At 67.1% G+C, this 14,621-nt stretch carries 21 protein-coding genes and 1 pseudogene; 14 read left to right on the top strand and 8 right to left on the bottom strand.

Going from position 1 to position 14,621, the window contains the following annotated elements:
• The first annotated feature begins 40 nt into the window (after window positions 1-40).
• Entirely contained in the window at window positions 41-220 is a 180-nt protein-coding gene (locus ACFE71_RS12145) for a helix-turn-helix domain-containing protein (protein ID WP_375429051.1), read from the top strand.
• On the opposite strand, the gene ACFE71_RS12140 is transcribed toward ACFE71_RS12145, so the two are convergent.
• Window positions 207-341 (bottom strand): DDE-type integrase/transposase/recombinase, encoded by a 135-nt coding sequence (locus tag ACFE71_RS12140; protein ID WP_375429052.1) that lies wholly within the window; start codon window positions 339-341, stop codon window positions 207-209. The two genes, ACFE71_RS12145 and ACFE71_RS12140, sit on opposite strands and share 14 nt — an antisense overlap.
• 884 nt (window positions 342-1,225) lie before the next feature.
• Between ACFE71_RS12140 and ACFE71_RS12135 the strand changes: the two genes are divergently transcribed.
• Window positions 1,226-1,414 (top strand): DUF6961 family protein, encoded by a 189-nt coding sequence (locus tag ACFE71_RS12135; RefSeq protein ID WP_375429050.1) that lies wholly within the window; start codon window positions 1,226-1,228, stop codon window positions 1,412-1,414.
• 207 nt (window positions 1,415-1,621) lie between these two features.
• On the opposite strand, the gene ACFE71_RS12130 is transcribed toward ACFE71_RS12135, so the two are convergent.
• Together ACFE71_RS12130 and ACFE71_RS12125 are read right to left on the bottom strand one after the other, a co-directional pair.
• A complete protein-coding gene (locus tag ACFE71_RS12130) occupies window positions 1,622-2,152 on the bottom strand; it encodes a TspO/MBR family protein (RefSeq protein ID WP_375429049.1) in 531 nt (176 codons plus the stop codon).
• A gap of 83 nt (window positions 2,153-2,235) precedes the next feature.
• Window positions 2,236-2,622 (bottom strand): acyl-CoA thioesterase, encoded by a 387-nt coding sequence (locus ACFE71_RS12125; protein WP_375429048.1) that lies wholly within the window; start codon window positions 2,620-2,622, stop codon window positions 2,236-2,238.
• Window positions 2,623-3,007: 385 nt separating this feature from the next.
• Between ACFE71_RS12125 and ACFE71_RS12120 the strand changes: the two genes are divergently transcribed.
• Entirely contained in the window at window positions 3,008-3,448 is a 441-nt protein-coding gene (locus ACFE71_RS12120; RefSeq protein ID WP_375429047.1) for a DUF411 domain-containing protein, read from the top strand.
• Window positions 3,449-3,638: 190 nt separating this feature from the next.
• Here ACFE71_RS12120 and ACFE71_RS12115 read toward each other — a convergent pair whose 3' ends face one another.
• The 3 genes and pseudogenes from ACFE71_RS12115 to ACFE71_RS12105 form a co-directional block, all read right to left on the bottom strand.
• Window positions 3,639-4,493 carry a S1/P1 nuclease gene (locus ACFE71_RS12115; protein WP_375429046.1) on the bottom strand — a complete coding sequence of 285 codons (855 nt, stop codon included), beginning with the start codon at window positions 4,491-4,493 and terminating at the stop codon, window positions 3,639-3,641.
• 11 nt (window positions 4,494-4,504) lie between these two features.
• Window positions 4,505-4,780: a hypothetical protein gene (locus ACFE71_RS12110; RefSeq protein WP_375429045.1), complete on the bottom strand. Its 276-nt coding sequence runs from the start codon at window positions 4,778-4,780 to the stop codon at window positions 4,505-4,507.
• 8 nt (window positions 4,781-4,788) lie between these two features.
• Window positions 4,789-7,278 (bottom strand): annotated as a pseudogene (locus ACFE71_RS12105) (error-prone DNA polymerase); the annotation flags it as partial.
• Between ACFE71_RS12105 and ACFE71_RS12100 the strand changes: the two are divergent.
• Together ACFE71_RS12100 and ACFE71_RS12095 are read left to right on the top strand one after the other, a co-directional pair.
• The gene (locus tag ACFE71_RS12100) at window positions 7,270-7,881 is read left to right on the top strand and encodes a toprim domain-containing protein (protein WP_375429044.1); all 612 of its coding nucleotides are present in this window, start codon (window positions 7,270-7,272) and stop codon (window positions 7,879-7,881) included. The pseudogene ACFE71_RS12105 and the gene ACFE71_RS12100 sit on opposite strands and share 9 nt — an antisense overlap.
• 170 nt (window positions 7,882-8,051) lie before the next feature.
• A complete protein-coding gene (locus tag ACFE71_RS12095) occupies window positions 8,052-8,918 on the top strand; it encodes an exonuclease domain-containing protein (protein ID WP_375429043.1) in 867 nt (288 codons plus the stop codon).
• A 21-nt stretch (window positions 8,919-8,939) separates the two neighbouring features.
• Here ACFE71_RS12095 and ACFE71_RS12090 read toward each other — a convergent pair whose 3' ends face one another.
• A complete protein-coding gene (locus tag ACFE71_RS12090; protein WP_375429042.1) occupies window positions 8,940-9,353 on the bottom strand; it encodes a MerR family DNA-binding protein in 414 nt (137 codons plus the stop codon).
• A gap of 62 nt (window positions 9,354-9,415) precedes the next feature.
• On the opposite strand from ACFE71_RS12090, the gene ACFE71_RS12085 reads away from it, so the two are divergent.
• The 7 genes from ACFE71_RS12085 (at window position 9,416) to ACFE71_RS12055 (ending at window position 12,913) form a co-directional block, all read left to right on the top strand.
• Window positions 9,416-10,183, top strand: coding sequence for a MauE/DoxX family redox-associated membrane protein (locus tag ACFE71_RS12085; protein ID WP_375429041.1), 768 nt, complete (start codon window positions 9,416-9,418; stop codon window positions 10,181-10,183).
• 44 nt (window positions 10,184-10,227) lie between these two features.
• A complete protein-coding gene (locus tag ACFE71_RS12080; RefSeq protein ID WP_375429040.1) occupies window positions 10,228-10,443 on the top strand; it encodes a hypothetical protein in 216 nt (71 codons plus the stop codon).
• Window positions 10,444-10,553: 110 nt separating this feature from the next.
• Window positions 10,554-10,832: a hypothetical protein gene (locus ACFE71_RS12075; protein WP_375429039.1), complete on the top strand. Its 279-nt coding sequence runs from the start codon at window positions 10,554-10,556 to the stop codon at window positions 10,830-10,832.
• A gap of 17 nt (window positions 10,833-10,849) precedes the next feature.
• Window positions 10,850-11,248 (top strand): periplasmic heavy metal sensor, encoded by a 399-nt coding sequence (locus ACFE71_RS12070; protein WP_375429038.1) that lies wholly within the window; start codon window positions 10,850-10,852, stop codon window positions 11,246-11,248.
• A complete protein-coding gene (locus ACFE71_RS12065; RefSeq protein ID WP_375429037.1) occupies window positions 11,223-11,861 on the top strand; it encodes a hypothetical protein in 639 nt (212 codons plus the stop codon). The genes ACFE71_RS12070 and ACFE71_RS12065 overlap by 26 nt, the downstream gene beginning before the upstream one ends.
• 176 nt (window positions 11,862-12,037) lie before the next feature.
• Window positions 12,038-12,349: a DUF1778 domain-containing protein gene (locus ACFE71_RS12060; RefSeq protein ID WP_375429036.1), complete on the top strand. Its 312-nt coding sequence runs from the start codon at window positions 12,038-12,040 to the stop codon at window positions 12,347-12,349.
• A 3-nt stretch (window positions 12,350-12,352) separates the two neighbouring features.
• Window positions 12,353-12,913 carry a GNAT family N-acetyltransferase gene (locus tag ACFE71_RS12055; protein ID WP_375429035.1) on the top strand — a complete coding sequence of 187 codons (561 nt, stop codon included), beginning with the start codon at window positions 12,353-12,355 and terminating at the stop codon, window positions 12,911-12,913.
• Window positions 12,914-12,990: 77 nt separating this feature from the next.
• On the opposite strand, the gene ACFE71_RS12050 is transcribed toward ACFE71_RS12055, so the two are convergent.
• Window positions 12,991-13,230, bottom strand: coding sequence for a hypothetical protein (locus ACFE71_RS12050; protein WP_375429034.1), 240 nt, complete (start codon window positions 13,228-13,230; stop codon window positions 12,991-12,993).
• Window positions 13,231-13,394: 164 nt separating this feature from the next.
• Here ACFE71_RS12050 and ACFE71_RS12045 point away from each other — a divergent pair, with 164 nt between their 5' ends.
• The gene (locus ACFE71_RS12045) at window positions 13,395-13,772 is read left to right on the top strand and encodes an antitoxin Xre/MbcA/ParS toxin-binding domain-containing protein (RefSeq protein WP_375429033.1); all 378 of its coding nucleotides are present in this window, start codon (window positions 13,395-13,397) and stop codon (window positions 13,770-13,772) included.
• A complete protein-coding gene (locus ACFE71_RS12040; protein ID WP_375429032.1) occupies window positions 13,744-14,469 on the top strand; it encodes an RES family NAD+ phosphorylase in 726 nt (241 codons plus the stop codon). The genes ACFE71_RS12045 and ACFE71_RS12040 overlap by 29 nt, the downstream gene beginning before the upstream one ends.
• Window positions 14,470-14,621 lie beyond the last annotated feature (152 nt).

The raw sequence follows: 14,621 nt of genomic DNA, 5'->3' as shown, positions 1-14,621 counted from the left end.
CGCGATTCTCATCTTGATTGTCGCTGCGCTCGCATCCTGATTGTCGCGCTGCACACTCGCCATCTCAATCAAAGACGCAACCCGAGTTTTAGGTGTCGGCCGTACGACCGTGTATGGCTTTATCGGAGCAGGACGTCTCCAGACGATCAAGCTTGGACGGCGAACGCTGGTCAGCACGGCCTCAATCAGAAAACTTGTGGACTCGGCTACGGGCTTCTGACCTGACGCGGCCTTAGAGCCGCGACGGTGCCGCTGAGTGCCGCATGCTTGTCTCGGGTCTTCGTGACGCAGCTCTCAAGCACCTCACCCTCCTGATCGACCGCACGCCACAGGTAGACCATCTCACCGCCGAGCTTCACGTACATGTCGTCCAGGTGCCTTCGCTAGTACCGGCAGCCTTGCATTCGGCTGACCCAATGGCGGCGTATGTCGCCCAGGAACATCGGCCCGAACCTGTTCCACCGAGAACTGACCGTCTCGTGGCAAACGTCGATCCCGCGCTCGAACATCAGGTCCTCCACCTTTCGCAAACTGAGCGGGACCGCACATAGATTATCACCACCAGCCCGGTCGCCTCCGGCGATGAGTCGAAACACCGGTACGGGCTGGCCGGCTTGCGGATCGCGGCATACTGGCACCCGACCCTGCCCCGCTTACCGGTGAGTGCATTTGGGCTGACAATGCCCTGGCGACTGCCTAGAACTGGACAGCGTCGGACCGCGCCGCCATCCTGCGTCTGATGTTACGGGATCAACAGCAATGAGCGGCGCTAAGCGGTTCAGCGGGCAGCGCAGGGACGCGGCACCGTCCGACCCCGCAGCGATAGCCGCAGCCGCACGTGAAGTGACGATCTGCACCGCTAAGCTTACGGTCACCCGTCGGTCAAAGTATGGCGAGCCCGGCTCGCGGCCGCGCGCAAGGTACTGGACGGTAACGCGTCACGGGCGTGATCTGGGGAAATAGAACCGCGTGAGAGCTATGTTTCTAGCTGCGGCGCTAGCCCTCATCGGCCCGTCCACGGCTGGCTCGTGTTCCGCCGCGCTCGCGACATCTGCCTGCTGCAAGGTGTGCTCGAAGGGTAAAGCGTGCGGGGACAGCTGCATTGCCCGTGACAAGCAGTGTCACCAGCCCAAGGGGTGCGCCTGCGACGGGTAGAACTACGCTTTGATCGCACGCGGCGGCCCGGTCTCGACACTGGTGCTCGGCTCGATCAATGTTATCGTTGATGACGACGGACCAAGAACGATGGGCGGAAGCGGCCACGGTACAGCGCCTGCATGGCGACGCCGCGCGCGAGTACGTCCTGGAACGGATCATCGACCTTACGCTCAAGGACGACCAAGCAGGTATCGGCAGGTGGCGAGAGATCGGCGCGCGGCTCGGCCAGCTCGCGCCGTTAGGACCTCTGCAATGAGCCGGTGGCAGAGCGTCGAGACGGTCACGATCGCGGTGCTCATGATTGCGGGTTGGGCGTCCATGCTCGTCGGTATCAAAGACTGCATGCTTCACGCCCTACTTTGACCCTCAGCGACAAATAAGATCCGCTCCGCCATCGGCTTGCGACAGCACCCGCGATACAACTTCGAACAGCAATCTTTCGGAAATGTCGGCACCTCTCTCGTCAGTGGTTCCGGCGGCGCACGACGTCGGCCAGGACGGTCGCGAAGCCTAGCCACATGGTGAGGGGAACGCCCGCCAGCGCTGCCGGCCGGTCCACCTTGCGCGCGGCTACGACATAGGCGGCGCTCGTCGCGGTCATGACGGCGGCCGCTGCCGTGCTGGTCGCGAGCGCATGTCGCCGGAAGAAGATCTCCGTCCAGCCGCCGATCGCACCGCTGGTGATCAGCCACAATCCGACGGCGACGTTGCGGGACCGGGTGCCGGGCCTGCGGAGTAGGCGGTAGCCGCCGACGGCCATGGTGGTCTCCAGGACCGGCCATGTCGCGCCGAAGACGGCGTCGGGCGGCGTGAACGCGGGCTTGTTCAACCGGTGGTACCAGCGGTCGACCGACGGATGAGACGGCGCGGGCGCGTTACGGCGACCGATCAGCGCGCTTGCACCGAGTACCGCCAGGATCAAGGCGGCGGCGACCGGCCTGCTTGCCCCGGCGGCGTGGGGCACTGAATTCTCGGCTTTGGTTCTATGCGGCATGCGTGCACAACCCGCGGCTGCCGCCGTCGCTCCATGTGATCCGACTTCCCGCACCACGCCGTGGCGAGACTCATCCTACCGGGTCAGCCTTCGATCGGTTGCGGCTTCCCGTCCTCCCCAATCGCGACATAGGTGAACAGACCCTCGGTCACCTTGTGCGCGTCGCCGGTGATGCGCTCCTTCGCCCAGCACTCGACATGAACCTTCACCGACGTCGTGCCCTGGTGTTCCAGCCGGCAAAACACGCTGACGTCGTCGCCGACCGACACTGGGCGCAGGAACTCGACCGCGTCGATCCTGACCGTCACCACGCGCAGGCCGCTGTGCGACACCGCGAACGTTCCACCGGCTAGGTCCATCTGCGACAGTGTCCAACCGCCGAAAATATCGCCGGACGCGTTGGCATCGCGCGGCATGGCGACCGTGCGCAGGTGCGCTCCGCCGGGGACGTCGGGGAACTGCTCAGTCATGGTAATGATCCTCGCATGGCGCTGGCAGTACACAACGGATCGGACACGGCGGAGGTCCGAGATAGGGAGGCGTTACGCCCGATACCTGTCTGCATACGCCGCGAACTAGCCTGAGGGGCTGGGCACGGCCGCGCGATCCTATCGTCGGCTTCGCAGCGGAACTCCCGAGGACAACGATCATTGGGCGAGTTCGCTTCTTCTCCCTTGAACAGCGAGCCAAACTCGCGGGGGAGGGGCGACGTCCTTTCCCCGCCTTTTGGCGCTATTGGACAGATTGCTCCATATTGGACGCATCTCCAGGCGAAGTGTCAGGCCACTCCGATCGTATCGGTAGCCCGGCAGCGTCCGCCTCGACCGGCCTCAATTTCGCGCGTAGGCTTGGGCTATGAACAGCACCCGCTACTTCCTCGCTGCGCTCGCGCTCAGCCTGCCCGCGTCGGCCGTCGCCGCCGATGCGATTCTGGTGCATCGCGACCCGGGTTGCGGCTGTTGCGGTGAATGGGCGAAGCAGGTGAAGGCGCAATTTGGGCGCGCGGTGCGGATCGTGGACGACGCGAACCGGCCCGCGTTCATGAAGGCGCGGCAGGTGCCCGCCGATCTGGCATCGTGCCATACCGCCATCATCGACGGTATGACGTTCGAGGGGCATGTCCCGATCGCCGACATGAAGCGCGCGCTGGCGACACGGCCCAAGGGCGTCACGGGACTTGCGGTCGCGGGCATGCCGCTCGGCTCGCCCGGCATGGACATGCCGGGGATGCAGGCTCAGCGATACGACGTGTTCGCGTTTGGGCCGAGCGGGCGCAAGGTCTTCGCGCGGCACTAGGGCGGAGACGTTCTACGGGGTGAAGAGCGGCCTGAAGCCGCGTCGGCAAGCCGCCTTCGTGCCGATCGGATCATGCTCTTCTGACATCGAGCGTTGGATACGCGACCGGTCGCAACTGACGGCCCTTGCGACCGTGGACGACGTGCGCACGATGCATGAGGGGCTTTATCAGTTCAGCGCAAATAGCGGGTCAGGGTCGGCGCGCGCGCGGCTGCGGTCCGGCGAACAGCTGGTTCAAATAGGCCGCCAACCGCACGCCCGCGCGTGACAGCCTGTCCTCAACGCGCGCCTTGTTGGCGTAAACATAGTCGTAGCTTAGGCTGGTCGCGCCCGCGGCGGGATAGATCCGGTCGCGCAGGGCGGCGCTCTCCGCGATCCAGACCCGCGGATCGGCCGTGGTCCAGCCTCGCGCCAGCTCGGGCGTGATCCGGGCGCGAAGCCACGTCGCGTATTCGGTGTGGGAGATCTGCTCCTCGTCGATCAGCCCTGAGTCCCAGACCGCGTGCAGATTGGTGTTCCGGCCGAACAGGGTGACGCGCACGTCGTTGCCGCCCTTGTCGGTACCGTTTCCGGCATGGAGCGGCTGATGCAGGTCCCCGACGATGTGGACGATGAACCGAAGCGCGAGCTGGCGCTCGGCGACCGTAGCGTTCCGACTCCGCACCGTGGCCGAGAAGCGCTCGAGCGCGGTGACGGCGTCGCCCTCGGGCGGGGCGCCGACATCGACGTAGGCCTTGCCCGCCGGCACGGTCACATAGTGGAACGGGTTGGCGGTCCGTTGCCAGAACTCGCTCGGGTCCGAGCGCATGAAGTCGGGCCAGGTGGACGCCTCGGCCAGCGTCTCGGCACCGAGCAGCTCACGCACGCCTGCCTTAGCGCGCGCATCCAGATAGTCGTCAGCGAGGACGCCGGTGACACGGTGGCCGCTCTTGCCCCAGGCATGCGCGGGCACCGGAGCAATCAGGATCGCGACGGTGGCGAGGGTGGTGAGGATCGAAAAGGTTCGCATGGCCGCGGCTGTGACATCGACGTGTGTCAGCGGCATGGCGGTCGCGACTAGGCGTCCGCCCCCGGATAGCGCCCCGCCCGTCGAAGCTGCCGCACGATCCCGTTGAACCCGGCCGTGCAGCCTTGTGCCCGACCGATGTCGTTATCGACCCCCGCCGAGCTCCAGAACGAGTCCAGCGGCCAACGCTCCGGGCAGTGATGGAGCAGGCAGCGGAGCGCGAGCCGCACCTCGATCGTGTCTACCCTGCCGTCACCCGCCCGCGTCATGGCCGCCCTCAGGATGCGCAGCGCCAGCTCCAGGATGATGCGCTGATGGCGCGACATGGGTCCGCTCACCGGAAGTCGTGGCTTTTCACACAAATGACGTCCTCGGGATCCATACCGTCCGCGTGCGGCGGCCAGTAGCTGTCGCGCACGGCGGGCTTCCACCCAGCGTCACCCCGGTCGGGCGTGCCCGCGTGACGAGCGCCGTCGCCGCGTCCGGTCCGGTGCGTGAAAGACATGTCGCCCACGCGCCGAAGCATGTCGGTATGGTCGACGATCCGGTCGCAGATGATGTGGACGACCTCACCCTCTTTTTGGATGCGACCCTTCAACCCCACCATAGCCGCGGTCATTACAGTGCGCCGCTGCGCCTCGAACCGGTCGGGCCACAGGATGCCGTTGGCGATCCCGCTCTCGTCCTCGATGGTGATGAACAAGATGCCCTTAGCCGAGCCGGGCTTCTGGCGGACCAAGATTATTCCGGCGACCTCGACGTGCCGACCGTCGCGAAGCTGGTCCAGGTCCGCGCAGCGGGTCACCCCCTGGCGGGTCAGCTCGTCGCGCAGGAACGACAGCGGGTGCGCGCGCAGCGACAGCTGAAGCGTGCGGTAGTCCTCCACTACCTCGCGCCCGTCGGTGAGCGGTCGGAGCGCCACCTCGGGCTCGATCCCCTCGACCGAGTGGTTCAGCTCGCGCGCGTCGGCGGCGGCGAACAGCGGGAGCGGTGCCTCGCCCAGTCCCCTCACCTTCCACAGCCCCTGACGGCGATCATGCGCAAGGGCATGGAACGCGTCCGCCTCCGCCAGCCGCTCGATGGCGGCGCGCGGCACGCCCGCGCGTCGCCACACCTCCTCGACCGAGCCGAACGGCGCGATCCCGCGCGCCGCCACGATCGCTGCGCCGTGGGCGTTGGCCAGCCCCTTCACCTGGCGCATGCCGAGCCTGACCGCCAACCAGCGGCCGCGCGTCCGCTCTAGCGTGCAGTCCCAGCGACTGGCGTTGATGCACACCGGCCTGATCTCGACACCATGCTGCTGCGCGTCGCGCACGACCTGCGCCACGGCGTAGAACCCCATCGGCTGCGCGTTGACGAGCGCCGCGCAGAATACGTCGGGATGGTGGTGCTTGATCCACGCCGAGGCGTAGGCGATCTTGGCGAAGCTCGCCGCGTGGCTCTCCGGGAACCCGTACGAGCCGAACCCCTCGAGTTGCCGGAACGTCCGCTCGGCGAAGTCGCGCGGATAGCCCCGCTCGACCATGCCCTTGATCAGCTTGTCCGAGAAGTGCGACACCCCGCCCGTGAACTTGAACGTCGCCGTCGCGCGCCGGAGCTGGTCGGCCTCGACGGCCGTGAACCCGGCGCCGACGATCGCGACCTTCATCGCCTGCTCCTGGAACAGCGGCACGCCCAGCGTCTTCTCCAGCACGGCGCGCAGCTCGGGTTTGGGGTACTCGGGTCGTTCCAGCCCCTCGCGCCGACGCAGGTAGGGATGCACCATGTCGCCCTGGATGGGCCCGGGCCGCACGATCGCGACCTGGACGACCAGATCATAGAACCGGGTCGGCTTCATGCGCGGGAGCATCGCCATCTGCGCGCGGCTCTCGATCTGGAACGTTCCCAGCGTGTCCGCCTTGGCGATCATCGCGAACACGGCCGGGTCGTCGTCCTGCAGGTCGGCCAGCCCGACCGCCACGCCCTTCTCCGCCTCGAGCAGGTTGAACGCGCGGTTCATGGCCCCGAGCATCCCGAGCCCGAGCACGTCCACCTTCATGAACTTGAGCGCGTCGATATCGTCTTTGTCCCATTCGATAATCTGACGGTCGGCCATCGCGGCTGGCTCGATCGGGACTAAGTCGTCGAGCCGGTCGTGGGTGAGCACGAACCCGCCCGGGTGCTGCGACATATGCCTGGGCACGCCGATCAGCTTGCGCGCGAGGTCGAGTGCCAGCCGCAGCCGTCGATCGCCCGTGTCGAGGTTGAGCTGTTCGACGTGCTTCTCGCCCACGCCCTCGGCCGACCAGCCCCAGACCTGGCCGGCAAGCGAAGCGGTCAGGTCCTCAGGAAGGCCCAGCGCCTTGCCGACGTCGCGGATCGCGCCGCGCGCGCGGTAGCGGGTGACCACGGCGGTGAGCGCCGCGTGGTTGCGGCCGTAGGTCTCGTAGATCCACTGGATGATCTCTTCGCGGCGCTCATGCTCGAAGTCGACATCGATGTCGGGAGGCTCGCGGCGTTCTCCGCTCACGAACCGCTCGAACAGGAGCTCGTGCTTGATCGGGTCGATGCTGGTGACGCCGAGCACGAAACAGACACAACTGTTCGCCGCCGAGCCTCGACCCTGGCACAGGATGCCACGCCGCCTCGCCTCGGCGACGATCGCGTTCACCGTCAGGAAGTAGGGCGCGTAGCCGAGCTCGCCGACTAGGCGCAGCTCGTGGGCGATCTGGGTCGTGTAGGCGGCGGGTACGCCGGCGGGGAACATGCGCGCGGCCGCGTCAGCGGTGAGCTGCTCGAGCGCTTCCTGCGCGGTCAGGTCGCCCATGACCCGCTCGTGCGGGTATGGACCGATGCGCGAATCATCTCGGGCACCCCGGCCGAGCGGTATCTTCTCGGCCGTGCGATCAGGACGACCTCACCGGAGGTCCGCTACCATCCGAATGTGCCGCACGGCCCCAAGCCGCTGACCCAGTTCCGCCCGGCCTTGATCGCGGCGGTTCGCGACGACTCAGGCGTCGTCGGCATCCACCGCACCTTCCTCGACCGACGCACCGGCACGCTCGCCAAGCTCCCGGACCCGAAATGCGGCCTCGGCCCTTTTGGCGCAGGCGCTGTTCGCATCGGGGGTGTCGCGCCGCGGCTCGGGCTCGCTGAAGGGCTGGAGACCGCGTTGTCGGCCTCAATCCTGTTCGACATCCCGTGCTGGGCGACGCTCGGCACCGAGCGGTTCAAGCACGTCCGCCTGCCTGCGGACGTGACCGACCTCGTCCTGTTCCTCGACAATGACGCGGGCGGACGCAGGGCGGAGACGCTGGCCCGAGAAGCCTTCGACGACGTCCGGTCGATCGAAGCGCAGCGTCCACGACGGGCGGGGTACGACTGGAACGACGTGCTTAGGCGCACGACCCACGAGAGGCGGGCAACTCGCGAGCGAGTGGCGCTGTGATCACCAGCGGCGTGGGCTTCCGGATCGAGGCCGCAGCCGCCGATCTCGACGCCGGCCGCTAGACACCATCGTTTACCCCACCGCCCATAGCGCCTGCCCTGCGGTCGGCTATGTCGGCCGTCATGCGATCATCCTCCAAACCAGCCGCCCCACCCGACAACCCCGACTTCGTGGTGATCGACGTCGAGACGGCCTGCTCGCGGGTCAGCAGCATTTGCCAGGTCGGCATCGTCGGCTTTCGCGACGGTCGCGAGGTCTTCAGCTACGAGACGCTGCTCGACCCCTGCCACGAGTTCCACGCCAGCAACACGCGCATCCACGGCATCGCCGCGCACCATGTCGTCGGGCAGCCGACCTTCGCGTGCGTCCATGCGGAGATCGACCGCTACCTCTCGGGTCGGACCACCGTCGCGCACTCCTATTTCGACAAGGGGGCGCTCGCCGCCGCGTGCCGCGTCCACGATCGCGCGATGATCGAGACCACGTGGCTGGACAGCGTCCGCGTCGCCAAACGGGCCTGGCCGGATCTGGCGAACCACAAGCTGGGCGGGCTTGCCCGGTACCTCGGCATCCAGCACCGTCATCACGATGCGCTGAGCGACGCGCGCGCCGCAGGCTGGGTCGTCATCAAGGCGATCGACCATACCGGCATGTCGCTGGCTGACTGGATGGCTCCGCCTCGCCGACCAGGGCGAGCACCGCCAGCGGCACCGGACGGGCCCTTAAAAGGCGAGCGGATTGCCATTTTCGGCGAGGCTCGCGACGGCGTGATCGCCCATGCCATAGCCGCGCGGGGCGGCGCGGTGATGTCCTCGGTTGGTGCGACGACGACCATGCTGGTCGTGGCGGGGCAGGAGCCGTTCAGCGCCTCTGTCCGATCCATCTCCATGTACCGCAAAGCCAAGGACGCGCAACGCATCGGTCGAGAACTCAGGATTGTCTCGGCGCAGGCGCTAGGTCTGACACACGCTTCTGACACTTCGCACCCCGCGGAAAGTCTGGGGTGGGCTGGTGGTGTCGAAACCGACCGATTGTGACACTAGAACGTGGGCTAATCCTCAAACCCGCTCCGTGTCGAATGCTGCTAGGATCGGGCACGGCCCTTCCGACCCGGACCCACACTCGCGCGCAAGTTGGCGAAGCGAGGCGCGCGCCGTCTCAAGCTCCACGATCCTCGCATCCAGCGCCACAATGCGCTCGTTGGCGAGCGCACGCGCCCGGGCGCGATCGTCGGTCGCGTCCAGCGCCAGCAGCTCGCCGATCTGCTCCAGCGTGAACCCGGCCACCTGGGCGGAGCGGACGAAGCGGAGACGCCGCACGTAATCCGGTCCGTACCGCCTGACGCCGCCATCCGTCCCGGACCCACCTGGCCGCTCGGGCGTGTCGAGCAAGCCCCGGCGCTGGTAGTAGCGCACCGTCTCGACGCCTACGCCACCTTCGCGCGCGAGCCCTGCGATCGTCGTGGTCGCCACCCCTTGACTCCGTACTATGGTACGGAACCCATATAAGGCGGGCAACGGACTGGAGAAGAATAATGGCGACTGCCCCCGCCAAACAGGCGACGATCTACCGAATGGTGACGCCAGAACACACCTGCCCCTATGGGCTGAAGGCGACGGACCTTCTGCGCCGCCAGGGCTATGCGGTCGTTGACCACTGGCTGACGACGCGTGACGAGACGGATGCGTTCAAGAGTAAGCATGGGGTCAAGACGACGCCTCAGACCTTCATCAACGGCGAGCGGGTCGGCGGCTACGACGATCTGCGCCGCTTCGTCGGCAAGACGGTTCGCGATCCCAAGGCACTCACCTATCGGCCGGTGATCGCGCTGTTCTCGATGACGGCGCTGATGGCGCTCGCCGCCAGCTACGCGGTGCTGGGTACGCCGTTTACGATCCGCGCGGCCGAATGGTTCATCGGCTTTTCGATGTGCGTGCTGGCGCTCCTTAAGCTCCAGAACATCGAGAGCTTTTCGAGCATGTTCCTGGGCTACGACCTGCTCGGCAAGCGGTGGGTGCCGTACTCGTACATCTATCCGTTCGCGGAAGGGGGAGCGGGCGTGCTGATGGTCGCAGGCGCGCTCACCTGGCTGTCGGTGCCGATCGCGCTGTTCATCGGCACGATCGGGGCGGTGTCGGTATCTAAGGCCGTCTATGTCGACAAGCGCGAGCTGAAGTGCGCGTGCGTCGGCGGGGACAGCAACGTGCCGCTGGGCTTCATCTCGCTGACCGAGAATGTCATGATGGTGGCGATGGCGCTATGGATGGTCGCGGCCCCGGCCGCGTTCTCCGTCGCGCATTAGGCCCGGCGTTCCCATCTCTATACGATCATCCACGGAGACATCTAATGATCAAGTTAAAACTGTTCGGCACCGCGGTCGCGCTGTCGCTGTCAGGCTCCGCGTTCGCCGCGGGTGCCGCCTGCTGCGCCGACATGGCGTGCTGCAAGGAAGGCGCGGACTGCTGCAAGGAGCAGGACCGGAAGAAGGGCGATTGCTGCGCCGAGATGAAGGATGGCCGCAAGGGCGATCCCAAGCACGACATGTCCGGCATGAAGCACTGAACGAACGAAGCGGACGCGCCAGCTTCCCGTTGCGGACGGCTGGTTCGCCGCGAGTGAGGGATCGGGCGGTCGCGCGCGTATAGCCTTCGAGGACGTTTGAGGATCGCGCGATGGACCAGGACCTGGATCGGCTGCTCGGGCGCTTGGCCGCGCAACCCGTGCCCGAGCGGCTGAACCGCCTCGAGGGCGACGTCATGCGCCGGATCGCCGCGGCCCGCCACGCGACTACGCCGGCGTGGCGGGCCGCGGCGGTCGGCCTGGCGCTCGCGGTGGGCCTGGGCGTCGGCGGCGCGGCGGCCGCCGGCGGATCGCGGAGTGCACCCCTTGGGCTTGAGCTCGCGAACGGCGCGGGGCTCGCGCCTTCCGCCCTTCTGGGTAGGACGAAGTGACGGCGCAGCGGCGATCGTTGTTGCTGACTCTCGCGCTGGCACTGCTCGCGGGGCTGGCAGGCGCGTTCATCGCGCTCTCGATCAGGCAAGGAGCGCCGCCCAAGGGCGATGCCCTTCACCTGCTCCTGCACGACGGGCTTGATCTCTCCGAGGCGCAGGAGCGACGGATCGAGGCGGAGGAGAAGCTTTATGCGGCGCGCCGGGCCGCCCACGAAGGCGCCGTTCGGGACGCGAACGCCGGGCTAGCAGCCGCGATTCGGACATCACAGCGCGACGGTCCCGAGGTCGAGCGCGCGGTCGACCTCGTCCATCGACGTCTTGGCGCGTATCAGCGGGAGGCCGGATGCCCGGTTGCTCGTCAACGGACGGTCCGGCAACGCCGCCCTACAGGTGCCCGCCGCCAGCCTGACGCTTGATGATGGCGAGGTCGAACGCCGCGTCCGCCTCGTGCGGCCGACCGAGCGCAAGAACTTGGCCCTGAGCGCGTTGACCGCGTCCTGCTGGGAGGAGGTCGATCAGGCCCGCTTCGTCGAGGCCTGGACCGCCGAGACCGCCGCATTACCCGAATTCATCGAAAGCCGGTTCTGGATCATCACCGGCCTGCTGCTGCCGATCTGGCGGCGGCTCCCGGAGGACGGGTGCAGCGTCTACCGGCTCCAGACCGACGAGGGCGAGCGCGTGATCGGACGGCGCGTCGCGCCGCACTGGATCGCCGAAGCGTTGGGGAGCGAAGCTCCGAAGGTGGTGCCGTCCGACGCTTGGGCGATGGTGCTTGAGCGTGGCAGCACGTTGCAGCTCGAGGGCGGGCTGAGCGTCCGCCGCTCGCGCGTGATGAATGCGGAGCGGGTCGAACTCACCGGCTTTACGGACGGCATGGTCGAGCGGCTCAAGGCGTTCGGGCTGATGTCCGAGATCATTAGCTGGCGGTTGCGCCTCTTCATCCCGATCGGCTCCAGCAGGATCGCCATCCTGTCCGCCCTGCTCGACCGCTTTCCTCTTCGAGGGGTGGTCGAGCGCGCATCCGCTTAAACGCTCCGGTCATTGTGCATCGAAGTTCTGGGGACGTCGCATACGAGGGCGACCTGGTCGGCGGCTTCGTCCACGGGACGACCTCCCTTAAGCCCACGACCATGTCAGTGTTGTAAGTGTCCGGCAGTTGCCGTACATATCATACGTTATCTTGACCGAGCGACGAGGAGGGTACCATGCTCGCCTTCACGATCCACGACGACGATGGACGCCGCACCGAGCGCCTCGAGCAGCGGCTGTCGCCCCGCGCCAAGGAGGCGATCGAGCGCGCGGCCGCGCTCCAGGGCGTGACCGCGTCCGAGTTCGCGCGCTCGCACACCCTGCAGGCCGCGCAGGAGACGATCGGCCGGATGGAGGTGACCCGCCTGACGGCCGAGGACCGCGACGCGTTCCTGCGCGCCTTCGACGACGAGCGGCCGAACGATGCGCTCATCGACATCTTCGAGCTCCACGCCCAGGCGACGGGGCGGGCACCCGAGCACGCCTGACGCATGCCGGCCGACGTGGGCTACCTGCGCGGCCTCGCGATCGAATCCTTCGACGCCGCCCGGCACGACCGGGCGTCGTTCACATGCGGCACCGACCGCATCGACAACTTTCTCAAGATCACGGCCTCGAGGTACGAGGCCGGCGACATCGGCCGCATCCACGTCGCGGTCGAGAGGGACGGCGGTCGCCTGGTCGGCTTCTACGCCGTGGGCCCGCATGCGATCGACGCCCGCGCGCTCGAACCGCAGATGAAGAAGCGGTTGCCCAACTTCGATCGCGTCCCCGCCTACTACCTGTCGATGATCGGCACGCACGTCGCCGTGCAGGGAAAGGGCGTCGGCAGCTTCCTGCTCGCCGACGCCCTCAAGCGGTGCGTGCGCGCCAGCGACGGGTTGGGCGGTCTGTTCGTAATGCTCGACGCCATCAACGAGGACGCCGCCAGGCTGTACGCCCGCTACGATTTCGTCCCGCTACCCAGCGTCCCTGATCGCATGATCGTGGGCATCGCCAAGCTGCGCGCCAACGTAGCCGAGCGGCGGAAGCGACGAGCGAACAACCCCTGAATCGCTCAACGGCCGACGGGACCGTCCCCGCCGACCTCGCTGGAGCCATGCGTTGAAGCCTCGGTCTCGCCGAAAGGTCAGAACGCCGTACTTCCGCCATTGCGCTGAATCGGCTTGCCCGTCACCGCGATCCGTGCGGCCCGCGCATAATGCTCCAGTTCAACGTCCGACTCGATCATCTCGTCCAACAGCGACTTCATGTCGGCCATGTCCGAGTCCGAGCGGAACGGGCCCTCGGGCATGCGCTCGATCGTCAGCACCGCTACCGCGAGCGCCTTCTTGATCAGATGCAGGTCGCGTCCGGCTAATTCGGGCATTGGCCAGCTCCTCCGCCCGACAGTGTACCACCTGCACGGGTCGGCAGCACCTGGGCTCTTCAACCAGGCCGAGGCCAGCAGCCTACATCCGGGTTAGCCGCATCTGACAATCAATTTGCTTGTTCTTTAGAACAGATCGTATATATTTTGTTCAGGAGAACAACATGGCTACTGCCCTTCCAACGCTGCGGAACGACGAGGAGCAGGTGCTCAGCACCGCCGTCGCACGGATAGCCGACCTGTGGGATCTGACCAACGGCCAGCTCGGCTCCATCCTCGGCATGTCCGGCCCGAGCGCGTCACGTCTACGTTCCGGCAAGCTCATGCTGGAGGTCAGGAGCAAGGCGTTCGAAGCCGGCCAGTACCTGCTCCGCCTGTTCCGCAGCCTGGACGCTCTGATGGGCAGCGACGATCAAACGAGCCGCGCATGGCTGCGCACGCCCAATCTCGATCTCGAGCGGCCTCCGATCGAGCTCCTGTCCACCTTCACGGGCCTGTCCCGGGTCTGCGATTATGTCGACGGCTTCCGCGCTCGCGTCTGAGCTGAAGCCCTATGCCGGCCGCGTGTGGCGCGTCGTCGAGGCGCAGCACCGCATCTCGACCAACCGGCTGGCGGCGAGCCTTGAGGATCAGCGGCTCCTTGAAGAACTCGCAGAGGCGGTGAAGCCCGAGCTGCCCCGCGCCGCGCGTGGCTTCCACTATCTGCTCGCGTCGCCGTTCCGCTACGGGCACCGGACCGCATCGCGGTTCCGCCGCGCGGACGAACGGCCCGGCATCTTCTACTCGTCCGAGGCCGAGGCGACCGCGGTGGCGGAGACGGCCTATTGGCGGCTGCGCTTCCTCTCGCGCTCGCCCGGGCTGGCGCCGCCGCGGACCGTGACGGAGCACAGCTCCTTCTCCGTCGCGCTACGGCTCGATCGCCTGGTCGACCTCACCATCCCGCCCTTCGCCGAAGAGGGTGCCGCCTGGACCTCGGACGACTATGCCGAATGCCAGAGCCTCGCCACCTCCGCGCGCCAGGCCTCGGCGCAGGCGATCCGCAGCCCGTCCGCCCGTGACCCGGACCGCCGCTGCAATGTCGCTCTGCTCGATCCCGCCGGCTTCGCGGAACGCACGCCTCGGACCGGCAAGACGTGGCACCTGCGCATCGAGGGCTCGACCCTGATCGCGCTGGCGGCGTACCCGTCCGACCTGCAGTTCCGCTTCCCGGCCGACCAGTTCGGGCTGACGCTCGGCTAGAGGAAAGGCGGCTTCGTGGGTCGCGGGCGCGGATGACGCGTCCGATCCTTCGGAGAGCCGTCATGACCTACGACATACCCCATCGCCACAGCCAGGCGCTCGGGCGCAAGCTGTAGCGCGACGATCTGGATGAGAAGCGAGCGGCGATCAGG

This window comes from uncultured Sphingomonas sp., assembly GCF_964237155.1.
Taxonomy (GTDB): Bacteria; Pseudomonadota; Alphaproteobacteria; order Sphingomonadales; family Sphingomonadaceae; genus Sphingomonas.
This window is presented reverse-complemented; position numbering and strand designations above follow the sequence as displayed.